Origin of the sequence: Klebsiella sp. P1954 (assembly GCF_018199955.1) — a bacterium.
Classification (GTDB): Bacteria; Pseudomonadota; Gammaproteobacteria; order Enterobacterales; family Enterobacteriaceae; genus Klebsiella; species Klebsiella pneumoniae.
The window spans coordinates 2,503,992-2,517,544 of record NZ_CP073373.1 but is presented as its reverse complement, the minus strand read 5'-3'; the positions used below and the strand labels follow the sequence as shown (position 1 = coordinate 2,517,544).

General features: G+C 57.6%; 12 protein-coding genes. 11 read left to right on the top strand and 1 reads right to left on the bottom strand.

The window, feature by feature from the left end; all coding sequences use genetic code 11:
• Positions 1 to 6 precede the first annotated feature (6 nt).
• The 7 genes from amiB (at position 7) to hflC (ending at position 8,264) form a co-directional block, all read left to right on the top strand.
• The gene (gene amiB, locus KB890_RS12075) at positions 7 to 1,359 is read left to right on the top strand and encodes an N-acetylmuramoyl-L-alanine amidase AmiB (protein WP_004178335.1); all 1,353 of its coding nucleotides are present in this window, start codon (positions 7 to 9) and stop codon (positions 1,357 to 1,359) included.
• Positions 1,360 to 1,369: 10 nt separating this feature from the next.
• Complete coding sequence (gene mutL / locus KB890_RS12070) at positions 1,370 to 3,229, top strand: DNA mismatch repair endonuclease MutL (protein WP_004178337.1); 1,860 nt, start codon at positions 1,370 to 1,372, stop codon at positions 3,227 to 3,229.
• Positions 3,222 to 4,172 carry a tRNA (adenosine(37)-N6)-dimethylallyltransferase MiaA gene (gene miaA, locus KB890_RS12065; RefSeq protein ID WP_002885652.1) on the top strand — a complete coding sequence of 317 codons (951 nt, stop codon included), beginning with the start codon at positions 3,222 to 3,224 and terminating at the stop codon, positions 4,170 to 4,172. The genes mutL and miaA overlap by 8 nt, the downstream gene beginning before the upstream one ends.
• Positions 4,173 to 4,264: 92 nt before the next feature.
• The gene (gene hfq, locus KB890_RS12060) at positions 4,265 to 4,573 is read left to right on the top strand and encodes an RNA chaperone Hfq (RefSeq protein ID WP_002885659.1); all 309 of its coding nucleotides are present in this window, start codon (positions 4,265 to 4,267) and stop codon (positions 4,571 to 4,573) included.
• A 75-nt stretch (positions 4,574 to 4,648) separates the two neighbouring features.
• Entirely contained in the window at positions 4,649 to 5,929 is a 1,281-nt protein-coding gene (hflX, locus tag KB890_RS12055) for a ribosome rescue GTPase HflX (protein WP_004146725.1), read from the top strand.
• Positions 5,930 to 5,994: 65 nt separating this feature from the next.
• Complete coding sequence (gene hflK / locus KB890_RS12050; protein WP_004146726.1) at positions 5,995 to 7,257, top strand: FtsH protease activity modulator HflK; 1,263 nt, start codon at positions 5,995 to 5,997, stop codon at positions 7,255 to 7,257.
• A gap of 2 nt (positions 7,258 to 7,259) precedes the next feature.
• Positions 7,260 to 8,264, top strand: coding sequence for a protease modulator HflC (hflC, locus tag KB890_RS12045; RefSeq protein WP_002885662.1), 1,005 nt, complete (start codon positions 7,260 to 7,262; stop codon positions 8,262 to 8,264).
• A gap of 82 nt (positions 8,265 to 8,346) precedes the next feature.
• On the opposite strand, the gene KB890_RS12040 is transcribed toward hflC, so the two are convergent.
• The gene (locus KB890_RS12040; protein WP_020324907.1) at positions 8,347 to 8,637 is read right to left on the bottom strand and encodes a hypothetical protein; all 291 of its coding nucleotides are present in this window, start codon (positions 8,635 to 8,637) and stop codon (positions 8,347 to 8,349) included.
• Between the two features lie 223 nt (positions 8,638 to 8,860).
• Between KB890_RS12040 and KB890_RS12035 the strand changes: the two genes are divergently transcribed.
• The 4 genes from KB890_RS12035 to rnr all read left to right on the top strand — a co-directional run bounded on the left by KB890_RS12035 (position 8,861) and on the right by rnr (position 13,504).
• Positions 8,861 to 9,058: a DUF2065 domain-containing protein gene (locus KB890_RS12035; protein WP_002885664.1), complete on the top strand. Its 198-nt coding sequence runs from the start codon at positions 8,861 to 8,863 to the stop codon at positions 9,056 to 9,058.
• A gap of 102 nt (positions 9,059 to 9,160) precedes the next feature.
• Positions 9,161 to 10,459, top strand: a complete 1,299-nt coding sequence (locus KB890_RS12030) for an adenylosuccinate synthase (protein ID WP_002885665.1) — start codon at positions 9,161 to 9,163, stop codon at positions 10,457 to 10,459.
• Between the two features lie 150 nt (positions 10,460 to 10,609).
• Positions 10,610 to 11,035: a nitric oxide-sensing transcriptional repressor NsrR gene (gene nsrR, locus KB890_RS12025; protein ID WP_002885667.1), complete on the top strand. Its 426-nt coding sequence runs from the start codon at positions 10,610 to 10,612 to the stop codon at positions 11,033 to 11,035.
• A 36-nt stretch (positions 11,036 to 11,071) separates the two neighbouring features.
• Positions 11,072 to 13,504: a ribonuclease R gene (gene rnr, locus KB890_RS12020; protein ID WP_002885668.1), complete on the top strand. Its 2,433-nt coding sequence runs from the start codon at positions 11,072 to 11,074 to the stop codon at positions 13,502 to 13,504.
• Positions 13,505 to 13,553 lie beyond the last annotated feature (49 nt).

Here is a 13,553-nt window from a genome sequence, read left to right as displayed (position 1 = left end):
GACGGGATGAAGTATCGCATAACCACCTGGCTTGCCGCTGCGCTGATGCTGTCGAGTCTTCACGCCACTGCGGCGAGTTTATCCGATATCCAGGTCTCTAACGGAGACCAGCAGGCCCGTATTACCCTAAGCTTTGTCGGTGAGCCGGAGTACTCCTTTACCCCACAGGGTAAACGTCTGGTGGCGCTGGATATCAAGCAGACCGGCGTATTGCAGGGACTACCTCTGCAGTTTAGCGGCAGCAACCTGGTGAAGAGTATTCGCGCCGGCACGCCGCAGGATACGCAGACGCTGCGTCTGCTGGTGGATCTGACGGAAGATGGCAAAACCCGGGCGGTGAAGCAACAGAACGGGGCGAATTACACGGTGGTCTTTACCATCAACGCCGACGCGCCGCCGCCGCCTCCGCCGCCCGTGGTGGTGAAACGGGCCGACCCGCCGCCGGTGATGCCTTCCCGGACGACGACGTCAGGGCGTAACCCGTTCAGCTCGTCGGGTCATGAACGGCAGACGGTGATGACCTCCTCTCAGCCGGCGATGACCAACAATCAGACCGTGACTCGCCCGGCGGCCCGCACGGTGTCGGCGGATGATAAAGTCATTATCGCCATTGATGCCGGGCACGGCGGCCAGGATCCTGGCGCGATTGGCCCGAACGGCACCAAAGAGAAAAACGTGACTATCGCTATCGCGCGCAAGCTGCGGGCGTTACTGAACGCCGATCCGCAGTTTAAGCCGGTGCTGACCCGCGACGGGGATTACTTTATTTCGGTGATGGGCCGCTCTGACGTGGCGCGTAAGCAAAACGCCAATTTCCTCGTCTCTATCCATGCTGACGCCGCGCCAAACCGCGATGCCACTGGCGCCTCGGTGTGGGTGCTCTCGAACCGTCGCGCCAACAGCGAAATGGCCGGTTGGCTCGAGCAGCATGAGAAACAGTCTGAACTGCTCGGCGGTGCGGGCGATGTGCTGGCAAACAGCCAGGCCGACCCCTACCTGAGCCAGGCGGTGCTGGATCTGCAGTTTGGTCATTCCCAGCGCGTCGGCTACGATGTGGCGACCAACGTGCTGAGCCAGCTGCAGCGTATTGGCAACCTGCACAAACGCCGCCCGGAGCATGCCAGCCTTGGCGTGCTGCGCTCGCCGGACATCCCGTCGATCCTCGTGGAAACGGGCTTTATCAGTAACAACGGCGAAGAGCGGCTGCTGGGTAGCGATGATTACCAGGAGCAGATTGCGGAGGCGATTTATAACGGCTTACGCAACTACTTTATGCAGCATCCGCTGCAGTCGGCGCCTCGCGGCGAGGCGGCGCAGACCGCCAGCGCCGCGGCGCCGGGCGGGATGTTGATTAACTAAGGAGCAGGGGATGCCGATTCAGGTTCTGCCGCCGCAGCTCGCCAACCAGATTGCCGCCGGCGAGGTGGTGGAGCGGCCCGCGTCGGTGGTGAAAGAGCTGGTTGAGAACAGTCTTGATGCGGGCGCTACGCGGATTGACATTGATATCGAACGCGGCGGCGCGAAGCTTATTCGCATCCGCGATAACGGCAGCGGCATCAAAAAAGACGAGCTGGCGCTGGCCCTGGCTCGTCATGCGACCAGCAAGATCGCCTCGCTTGACGATCTGGAAGCCATTATTAGCCTCGGCTTTCGCGGCGAAGCGCTGGCCAGTATCAGTTCGGTGGCGCGCTTAACGCTGACTTCGCGCACGGCGGAGCAGCAGGAAGCCTGGCAGGCGTATGCTGAAGGCCGCGATCAGGCGGTGACGGTGAAGCCGGCGGCGCACCCGGTCGGTACCACTCTGGAAGTCCTCGATCTGTTCTATAACACCCCGGCGCGGCGCAAATTTATGCGCACCGAAAAGACCGAGTTCGGCCACATTGACGAGGTGGTGCGCCGCATTGCGCTGGCGCGCTTCGACGTCACTATCAACCTCAGCCATAACGGCAAGGTGATGCGCCAGTATCGGGCAGTCGCTCAGGATGGCCAGCGCGAGCGCCGGCTGGGGACAATTTGCGGCGCCGCTTTTCTCGAACATGCGCTGGCGATTGAGTGGCAGCATGGCGATCTGACCCTGCGCGGCTGGGTCGCCGATCCGCTGCATACCACCCCGGCGCTGGCGGAAATTCAGTATTGCTACGTTAACGGGCGGATGATGCGCGATCGGCTGATCAACCATGCTATCCGCCAGGCCTGTGAAGACAAGCTGGGGGCCGATCAGCAACCGGCATTTGTGCTGTATCTGGAGATCGATCCCCATCAGGTGGATGTAAACGTCCACCCGGCCAAGCATGAGGTGCGTTTTCATCAGTCGCGCCTGGTGCACGACTTTATCTACCAGGGCGTACTGAGCGTACTGCAGCAGCAGCTTGACGCGCCGCTGGCGGAAAAAGACGACCCGCCGGCGCCGCGCCAGATGCCGGAGAACCGCATCGCCGCGGGAGGCAACCAGTTTGCGCGGCCAGCGGAAGCGCGGGAACCTGCGACCCGCTTCAGCATCACGCCATCGCGTGAGCCTGCGGCCTCCAGCGGCAAACCGGGCGGCGCGAGCTGGCCGCATGCGCAGCCGGGTTACCAGAAGCAGCAGGGAGCGCTTTATCGTCAACTGCTCGACACGCCAACGGCGCCAAAGCCAGCGTTGCAGCCTCCGGCGGCGGCAGAGTTGGCCGGTCACAGTCAGAGCTTTGGCAGAGTGCTGACGATTGTTGGCGGCGACTGCGCGCTGCTGGAGCGCGAGGGCGGTCTGGCGCTGCTGTCGTTGACCGTTGCCGAGCGCTGGCTGCGCCAGGCGCAGTTGACCCCGGGAGCGGAGGCGGTATGTGCTCAGCCGCTGCTGATCCCGCTGCGGTTAAAAGTTACGGAAGGGGAAAAGCAGGCGCTGGCCGCCGCTCAGCCGGCGCTGGCGCAGCTAGGGATCGATGTGCATACCGATGCCCTGCACGTGACGGTGCGCGCGGTCCCTTTACCCTTAAGACAACAAAATTTACAAATCTTGATTCCTGAACTGATAGGCTACCTGGCGCAGCAAAACGCATTCGACGTCGGCAATATCGCCCAATGGATGGCGCGTAATCTGACGAGCGAACAGACGTCATGGAATATGGCGCAGGCGATTGCGCTGCTGGCGGACGTTGAGCGTCTTTGCCCGCAGCTGGTGAGAACGCCGCCGGGTGGCCTGTTACAACCTGTAGATCTCCATTCGGCGATGAATGCCCTGAAAGATGAATGATGTAACCGAGGCGAGCCTGCCCAAGGCAATTTTTTTAATGGGCCCGACGGCCTCCGGCAAAACCGCGCTGGCGATAGCCTTACGTAAAGTTTTGCCAGTAGAGTTGATTAGCGTTGATTCCGCCCTCATTTATCGGGGAATGGATATTGGCACCGCCAAACCGGATGCTGCGGAGCTTAGCGCTGCGCCGCATCGGCTGCTGGATATTTTGGATCCTGCGGAGGCCTATTCCGCGGCGGATTTTCGCCGCGATGCGCTGGCGGCGATGGCGGATATTGTCGCCGCCGGGCGAATTCCGCTGTTAGTCGGCGGAACGATGTTGTATTTCAAAGCGTTGCTGGAAGGATTGTCGCCTTTACCGTCGGCTGACCCAGAGGTCAGAGCGCGGATTGAGCAGCAGGCCGCAGAGCAGGGGTGGAATGCGTTACATCAGCAATTACAGGAGATCGATCCCGTGGCTGCTGCGCGTATTCATCCAAATGATCCGCAAAGGCTTTCCCGGGCACTGGAAGTTTTTTTCATTTCGGGTAAAACTTTAACGGAACTGACGCAAACGTCAGGAGACGCTCTGCCATATCAGGTGCATCAGTTCGCCATCGCCCCGGCGAGCCGTGAACTGCTCCATCAACGCATAGAACAGCGTTTTCATCAGATGTTAGCTTCAGGTTTTGAAGCAGAAGTACGGGCGCTTTTTGCCCGCGGAGATTTGCATACGGACATGCCTTCCATCCGTTGTGTCGGATACCGCCAGATGTGGTCATATCTCAATGGCGAGATCCCGTATGATGAGATGGTTTATCGAGGTGTTTGCGCCACGAGACAGTTAGCCAAACGTCAGGTCACCTGGCTGCGCGGTTGGGAAGGTGTGCACTGGTTAGACAGTGAACAACCTGAACAAGCGCTCAACAAAGTATTACAGGTTGTTGGTGCGAGCCAGAACTGAACGTGTACAATTAAACGGTATCGTGCGTAATTTTTTTTGAGAATCGTAAGGTTCTGAGTACAAAACAAGCATACATATAAGGAAAAGAGAGAATGGCTAAGGGGCAATCTTTACAAGATCCGTTCCTGAACGCTTTGCGTCGGGAACGCGTTCCGGTTTCTATTTATTTGGTGAATGGTATCAAGCTGCAAGGGCAAATTGAGTCTTTCGATCAGTTCGTGATCCTGTTGAAGAACACGGTCAGCCAGATGGTCTATAAGCACGCAATTTCTACTGTTGTCCCGTCTCGCCCGGTGTCTCACCACAGCAACAATGCTGGCGGCGGTTCCAGTAACTATCACCACGGTGGTAGCGCGCAGGGTTCTTCTGCGCCGCAACAAGACAGCGACGACGCCGAATAAGGCCAGTGCTGTTTTTCCACGCCGGGGAGCCAGGTTTTCTGCGTTCCCCGCTGGTATTTTATAAGGGGTTTACGCTTGTTTGACCGTTATGACGCCGGTGAGCAGGCGGTACTGGTACACATCTATTTTTCGCAAGACAAAGATATGGAAGATCTCCAGGAGTTTGAAACTCTGGCCTCTTCCGCCGGTGTCGAAGCAATGCAGGTGATTACCGGTAGCCGTAAAGCACCGCACCCGAAGTATTTTGTTGGTGAAGGTAAGGCAGTCGAAATTGCGGAAGCCGTTAAAGCGACCGGCGCTTCGGTCGTGCTCTTCGATCATGCCCTGAGTCCGGCGCAAGAACGTAACCTGGAACGCCTGTGCGAATGCCGGGTTATCGATCGCACCGGTCTTATTTTAGATATTTTCGCCCAGCGCGCGCGCACCCATGAAGGGAAATTGCAGGTCGAGCTGGCGCAGCTGCGCCATATGGCGACTCGCCTTGTCCGCGGTTGGACCCACCTTGAAAGACAGAAGGGCGGGATTGGTTTGCGTGGCCCGGGTGAAACCCAGCTCGAAACCGACCGCCGTTTATTGCGTAACCGTATCATGCAGATCCTGTCGCGGCTGGAAAAAGTCGAGAAACAGCGCGAGCAGGGGCGGCGGTCGCGTGCGAAAGCCGATATTCCTACCGTGTCGCTGGTGGGCTATACCAACGCCGGAAAATCAACGCTCTTTAACCAGATCACTGCCGCCGAGGTCTATGCCGCGAACCAGCTGTTCGCCACCCTGGACCCGACGCTGCGCCGCATTGACGTCCCTGACGTCGGCGAAACGGTGCTGGCCGATACCGTCGGCTTTATTCGCCATCTGCCGCACGATCTGGTAGCCGCGTTTAAAGCGACGTTGCAGGAGACGCGTCAGGCGACGCTGCTGCTGCATGTGATTGACGCGGCGGATGTCCGCGTGCAGGAAAACATTGATGCGGTAAATACGGTTCTCGCTGAAATTGAGGCCGATGAGATCCCGGCGCTGCTGGTGATGAACAAAATCGACATGCTTGACGATTTTGAACCGCGCATCGATCGCGACGATGAAAATAAACCGATTCGGGTCTGGCTTTCAGCCCAGACCGGGGTTGGCGTACCACTGCTTTTTCAGGCATTAACGGAGCGTCTTTCCGGTGAAGTGGCCCAGCATACGCTGCGCTTACCGCCGAAAGAAGGGCGACTGAGAAGCCGTTTCTATCAGCTTCAGGCGATAGAAAAAGAGTGGATGGAGGATGACGGCAGCGTGAGTCTGCAGGTGCGCATGCCGATCGTTGACTGGCGGCGCCTCTGTAAGCAAGAGCCAACGCTTGTTGACTATGTGGTTTAACCTTGCAGCTTGCCTGAAGATATTGACCCCTGTGGGGATATCAAAAACAAATATGGAGCATATACATGGCGTGGAATCAGCCCGGTAATAACGGACAGGACCGCGACCCGTGGGGGAGCAGCAAACCTGGCGGCAACTCTGAGGGAAATGGCAATAAAGGCGGTCGCGAGCAGGGGCCGCCGGATCTGGATGATATCTTCCGCAAGTTAAGTAAAAAACTTGGCGGGCTCGGCGGCGGCAAGGGCGGACTGGGCGGCGGCAATAGCGCGCAGGGGCCTCGCGGACCGATGGGCGGGCGTATTGTCGGCATCGTTGCCGCGGCGGCAGTGATTATCTGGGCGGCCAGCGGTTTCTATACCATTAAAGAGGCCGAGCGCGGCGTGGTCACCCGTTTTGGTAAGTTCAGCCATCTGGTTGAGCCTGGCCTGAACTGGAAACCGACCTTTATCGATAACGTTCAGGCGGTGAACGTGGAGTCGGTGCGCGAACTTGCGGCTTCCGGCGTCATGCTGACCTCTGACGAAAACGTGGTGCGCGTTGAGATGAACGTGCAGTACCGCGTCACCGATCCGGAGCGCTATCTGTTTAGCGTGACCAGCGCGGACGACAGTCTGCGTCAGGCCACCGACAGCGCGCTGCGCGGCGTGATCGGCAAATACACCATGGATCGCATTTTGACCGAAGGTCGTACCGTGATCCGTAGCGATACCCAGCGTGAGCTGGAAGAGACGATTCGCCCGTACAACATGGGTATCACTCTGCTGGACGTCAACTTCCAGACGGCGCGTCCGCCGGAAGAGGTGAAGGCCGCGTTTGACGATGCCATTGCCGCGCGTGAGAACGAGCAGCAGTACATTCGTGAAGCGGAAGCGTATACCAACGAAGTCCAGCCGCGGGCGAATGGTCAGGCGCAGCGTATCCTCGAAGAGGCACGCGCCTATAAGACCCAGACCGTTCTGGAAGCCCAGGGTGAAGTGGCTCGCTTTGCGAAGATCCTGCCGGAATACAAAGCCGCGCCGGAAATTACCCGCGAGCGTCTGTATATCGAAACCATGGAAAAAGTGCTGAGCCACACCCGTAAAGTGCTGGTCAATGACAGCAAAAACGGCAATCTGATGGTTCTGCCGCTGGATCAGATGCTGAAAGGCGCCGCTGCGCCGGCAGCAAAGAGCGATAGCAGTGACGCCAGCGATCTGCTGCGCCTGCCGCCAGCATCCAGCTCAAGCAGCGCCAGCACCTCATCAACCTCGAGCTCAACCGGGGGTAGCATTATGGACCAACGCCGCGCTAACGCGCAGCGTAACGACTACCAGCGTCAGGGGGAATAACGATGCGTAAATCTGTTATCGCGATCATTGTCATCGTGCTGGTAGTGCTCTACATGTCTGTCTTTGTCGTAAAAGAAGGCGAGCGCGGTATCACGCTGCGTTTCGGTAAAGTTCTGCGCGACGACGAAAACAAGCCGCTGGTGTATGCGCCAGGCCTGCACTTCAAGATCCCGTTTATCGAATCGGTGAAGATGCTGGATGCGCGTATTCAGACCATGGACAACCAGGCTGACCGTTTCGTTACTAAAGAGAAGAAAGACCTGATCGTCGACTCCTATATCAAGTGGCGCATCAGCGACTTCAGCCGTTACTACCTGGCAACCGGCGGCGGCGACGTCTCCCAGGCCGAGGTGCTGCTGAAGCGTAAATTCTCTGACCGTCTGCGTTCTGAAATTGGTCGTCTGGATGTGAAAGATATCGTCACCGACTCCCGTGGTCGCCTGACCCTGGAAGTGCGCGATGCGCTGAACTCGGGTTCGGCCGGTACGGAAGATGAGGTTAGCACCCCGGCTGCTGACGACGCGATTGCTAAAGCGGCAGAGCGTGTGGAAGCCGAAACCAACGGTAAAGTGCAGGTGATCAACCCGAACAGTATGGCGGCGCTGGGTATCGAAGTTGTCGACGTACGTATCAAACAGATCAACCTGCCGGCAGAAGTGTCGGAAGCGATTTATAACCGTATGCGCGCGGAGCGTGAAGCGGTTGCTCGTCGCCATCGTTCACAGGGTCAGGAAGAGGCGGAAAAACTGCGCGCGACTGCGGACTATGAAGTCACCAAGACGCTGGCGGAAGCCGAGCGCCAGGGCCGTATCCTGCGTGGTGAAGGTGATGCGGAATCAGCGAAACTGTTTGCCGACGCGTTCAGCCAGGATCCAGGCTTCTACTCCTTTATCCGTAGCCTGCGTGCCTATGAGAAGAGCTTCCAGAGCAATCAGGATGTGATGGTCCTGAGTCCGGACAGCGATTTCTTCCGCTATATGCGTTCACCGGATTCGGCGCGTAAATAAGCCGGAGAAGGTGTAAACCTGAAGTAATAATGCGAAAAGGCGCCTGAAACAGGCGCCTTTTTTCATGCTGCGAGGGCGGGAATTAGTTGCCGAGTAGCTTGTTCAGCAGGCCGCCGATCACCGGCAGGCCTGCCAGCGTACTTTCGATGGTGCCGCCGATAGAAGAGCCGATGCTTTCGCCTAAGGTTTTGCCCAGGTCCGGCGCCAGGTCGGCCAGATTGAGGGTGCCAAGCAGTGGCAGGTTAATGCTCAGGGCATCAGTGCCCATCGTCCATGCGGCTGCGCCGACCTTGCTGCCTAAGGCCGCCAGACCATCCTGTAACCAGCCTGCGCCGCTCACATTTTCGATTTCAAATGCGGTTAATTCTCTCATCATAATCTTCCTGATTAAGTAGACGTACCGGGTTGTAGTACGCGATGGCATAGTTACAATTTAAAAAATATCCAGCAATACAATTAGTTGTGAATTTTGTTTCACCTTTCTGGTTCATAATGAAGCTGAAATACGGGACAATGTGAAATGAGGGAATGAATTCACCATGCTGGCCGATGACGCCCGCGAGGGCGGCAATGATACTTTTCAATTAGGGTTGACGATGAACTCCACCATTTGGCTGGCGCTGGCGCTGGTTTTAGTACTCGAAGGGCTTGGCCCGCTGCTTTATCCGCGCGCCTGGCGCAAGATGGTCGCCAGCCTGAGCCAGCTACCGGATAATTTATTGCGTCGTTTTGGCGGCGGACTTGTGGTTGCCGGGATTGTGATCTACTACATGTTGAGGAAATCGATTGGCTGATCAAAAAGTGGTCGGATTTGCCTTATTTTGGATGCAAAAAGTGCTGTAACTCTGAAAAAGCGATGGTAGAATCCATTTTTAAGCAAACGGTGATTTTGAAAAATGGGTAACAACGTCGTCGTACTGGGCACCCAATGGGGTGACGAAGGTAAAGGGAAGATCGTCGATCTCCTGACTGAACGGGCTAAATATGTTGTGCGCTACCAGGGTGGTCACAACGCCGGCCATACTCTCGTAATCAACGGTGAAAAAACCGTTCTCCATCTTATTCCATCAGGCATTCTGCGTGAAAACGTCACCAGCATCATCGGTAACGGCGTCGTGCTGTCTCCGGCCGCGCTGATGAAAGAGATGAAGGGCCTGGAAGACCGTGGTATCCCGGTTCGCGAGCGTCTGCTGCTCTCTGAAGCCTGCCCGCTTATCCTTGACTATCACGTGGCGCTGGACGTGGCGCGTGAAAAAGCGCGTGGCGCGAAAGCGATCGGCACTACCGGTCGCGGCATTGGCCCGGCTTACGAAGATAAAGTCGCTCGTCGCGGTCTGCGCGTTGGCGATCTGTTCGATAAAGCAACCTTCGCCGATAAACTGAAAGAAGTGATGGAATATCACAACTTCCAGCTGGTGAACTTCTACAAAGCAGAAGCGGTTGACTACCAGAAAGTGCTGGACGATGTGATGGCGATTGCCGACATCCTGACCAGCATGGTGGTGGACGTATCCGATCTGCTGGATCAGGCGCGTCAGCGCGGCGACTTCGTGATGTTCGAAGGCGCGCAGGGTACGCTGCTGGATATCGACCACGGTACCTACCCGTACGTTACGTCCTCTAACACCACCGCAGGTGGCGTGGCGACCGGCTCCGGCCTGGGCCCGCGTTATGTGGATTACGTACTGGGCATCATTAAAGCTTACTCGACTCGCGTCGGTGCAGGTCCGTTCCCGACCGAGCTGTTTGATGAAACTGGCGAGTTCCTCTGCAAGCAGGGTAACGAATTCGGCGCCACCACCGGCCGTCGTCGTCGTACCGGCTGGCTGGATGCGGTCGCAGTCCGTCGCGCGGTGCAGATTAACTCCCTGTCCGGCTTCTGCCTGACTAAACTGGACGTCCTCGACGGCCTGAAAGAAGTGAAAATCTGCGTTGGCTACCGTATGCCGGATGGCCGCGAAGTGACCACCACTCCGCTGGCTGCCGATAACTGGGAAGGTATCGAGCCTATCTACGAAACCATGCCGGGCTGGTCCGAAACCACCTTCGGCGTGAAAGAGCGCAGCGGCCTGCCGCAGGCAGCCCTGAACTACATCCAGCGTATTGAAGAGCTGACCGGCGTGCCGGTGGATATCATCTCTACCGGTCCAGACCGTACCGAGACTATGATTCTGCGCGATCCGTTCGACGCGTAATCACTCTCAAGGGGCGCCGTTCGGGCGCCCTTGTTTTTGCTGTTCGCCCGCCCCATTTCAAATAAATTAGCGGCCTGAGCGCTGGCTGGTTTATCATCAATAATAATGATGTCGCTCGACATACCCTGTTTTCTTTTCCCTGAGGTTTATGTGCAGTTAACGAGTTTCACCGATTACGGACTACGCGCGCTGATTTATATGGCGTCGCTGCCGGAAGGACGAATGACCAGTATCTCGGAAGTGACCGAGGTCTATGGCGTCTCCCGTAATCATATGGTTAAAATAATCAATCAGTTAAGTCGCATGGGCTACGTGACTGCCGTGCGGGGGAAGAACGGGGGCATTCGCCTCGGCAAACCAGCAGGACAGATCCGCGTCGGTGACGTGGTGCGTGACCTTGAACCCTTATCGCTGGTCAACTGCAGCAGCGAGTTTTGCCACATTACACCAGCCTGTCGTCTGAAACAGGCACTAGCTGAAGCCGCGCAGAGTTTTCTCAAGGAACTGGATAACTATACGCTGGCTGATTTGGTTGAGAAGAATCAACCGCTTTATAAATTATTGCTGGTGGAGTGACGCCACTCTACCGGAGATGACAACGGAGGAACCGATATGTCACAAGATCCATTCCAGGAACGCGAAGCTGAGAAGTACGCGAACCCTATCCCGAGCCGGGAATTTATCCTCGAACATTTAACTAAACGGGAAAAGCCTGCCAGCCGCGATGAGCTGGCCATCGAGTTAAATATCGAGGGCGAAGAGCAAACCGAAGCGCTGCGCCGCCGCCTGCGCGCGATGGAGCGCGACGGTCAGCTGGTCTTCACCCGCCGCCAGTGCTATGCCCTGCCGGAACGCCTCGATCTCCTCAAAGGAACCGTTATTGGCCACCGCGATGGCTATGGTTTCCTGCGCGTTGAAGGGCGCAAAGACGATCTGTACCTGTCGTCAGAACAGATGAAAACCTGTATTCACGGCGACCAGGTGCTGGCTCAGCCGCTGGGCGCGGACCGTAAGGGCCGCCGCGAAGCGCGCATCGTCCGCGTCCTCGTGCCGAAAACCAGCCAGATAGTTGGCCGTTACTTCACCGACGCTGGCGTCGGCTTTGTCGTCCCGGACGACAGCCGCCTGAGCTTCGATATCCTGATCCCGCCGGAAGAGATAATGGGCGCGCGGATGGGCTACGTGGTCGTGGTCGAGCTGACCCAGCGACCAACCCGCCGCACCAAAGCGGTGGGTAAAATCGTCGAAGTGCTGGGCGACAACATGGGCACCGGCATGGCCGTCGATATGGCGCTGCGTACCCATGAAATTCCTTATGTCTGGCCGCCGGCGGTGGAAAAACAGGTTTCCGGTCTCAAAGAACAGGTGCCGGAAGAGGCGAAGGCCGGACGCGTCGATTTACGCTCGCTGCCGCTGGTTACCATTGACGGCGAAGATGCCCGCGACTTCGATGACGCGGTGTACTGCGAGAAGAAACGCGGCGGCGGCTGGCGCCTGTGGGTAGCCATTGCCGACGTCAGCTACTACGTGCGCCCGGGGACGCCGCTGGATGCGGAAGCGCGCAGTCGTGGCACCTCGGTCTACTTCCCGTCGCAGGTAGTGCCGATGCTGCCGGAAGTGCTGTCTAACGGTCTATGCTCGCTGAACCCGCAGGTCGATCGCCTGTGTATGGTGTGCGAGATGACGATTTCGTCAAAAGGCCGTCTGACCGGTTATAAATTCTATGAAGCGGTGATGAGTTCACATGCTCGCCTGACCTATACCAAAGTGTGGCATATGCTGCAGGGTGACCAGGAACTGCGCGAACACTACGCGCCGCTGGTGAAGCACATTGAAGAGCTGCATAACCTCTACAAAGTGCTGGAGAGCGCCCGCGAAGAGCGCGGCGGTATCTCATTTGAAAGTGAAGAAGCTAAATTCATCTTCAATGCCGAACGCCGTATTGAGCGTATCGAACAGACTCAGCGTAACGATGCGCATAAGCTGATTGAAGAGTGCATGATCCTGGCGAACATCTCCGCCGCGCGCTTCGTTGAGAAGGCGCAGGAGCCGGCGCTGTTCCGTATCCATGATAAGCCAACCACCGAAGCGATTACCTCCTTCCGTACCGTGCTGGCTGAGCTGGGACTGGAGCTGCCTGGCGGCAACAAGCCGGAGCCGCGTGATTACGCCGAGCTGCTAACCTCCATCGCCGATCGCCCGGATGCGGAAATGCTGCAGACGATGCTCCTGCGCTCCATGAAGCAGGCGGTCTACGATCCGGAAAACCGCGGTCACTTTGGCCTGGCGCTGCAGTCATACGCCCACTTCACCTCGCCGATTCGTCGTTACCCGGACCTGTCGCTGCACCGCGCTATCAAGTATCTGCTGGCCAAAGAGCAGGGACATAAAGGCAACAGCACCGAGACCGGCGGCTGGCACTACAGCATGGAAGAGATGCTCCAGCTGGGTCAGCACTGTTCGATGACCGAGCGCCGTGCCGACGAAGCGACGCGCGAAGTGTCTGACTGGCTGAAGTGCGACTTCATGCAGGATCAGGTGGGCAACATCTTCTCCGGCGTGATCGCCAGCGTGACCGGCTTTGGCTTCTTCGTCCGCCTGAACGATCTGTTTATCGACGGTCTGGTGCATGTTTCCAGCCTGGATAACGACTATTATCGTTTCGATCAGGTGGGGCAGCGTCTCATTGGTGAGTCCGGCGGCCAGACCTATCGCCTGGGCGACCGCGTGGAAGTCCGTGTGGAAGCGGTCAACATGGACGAGCGGAAAATCGACTTTACCCTGATCTCCAGCGAGCGTGCGCCGCGTAATGTCGGCAAGACCGCCCGTGAGAAAGCGAAAAAGAGTACCTCTGGCAAGCCGGGCGGCCGTCGCCGCCAGGTGGGTAAGCAGGTAAACTTCGAGCCGGACAGCGCTTTCCGTAAAGAGAAAGAGACCGCCCGACCGAAGAAAGAGAAAAAAGCGAAAAAACCGTCGGCGAAAACACAGAAAATCGCCGCCGCGACGAAAGCCAAGCGCGCGGCAAAGAAGAAGATCGCCGAGTGATTGACCTCCCTTCACCCTGAAGTCTGCTGACGCAGGATGGGGTGAAGGG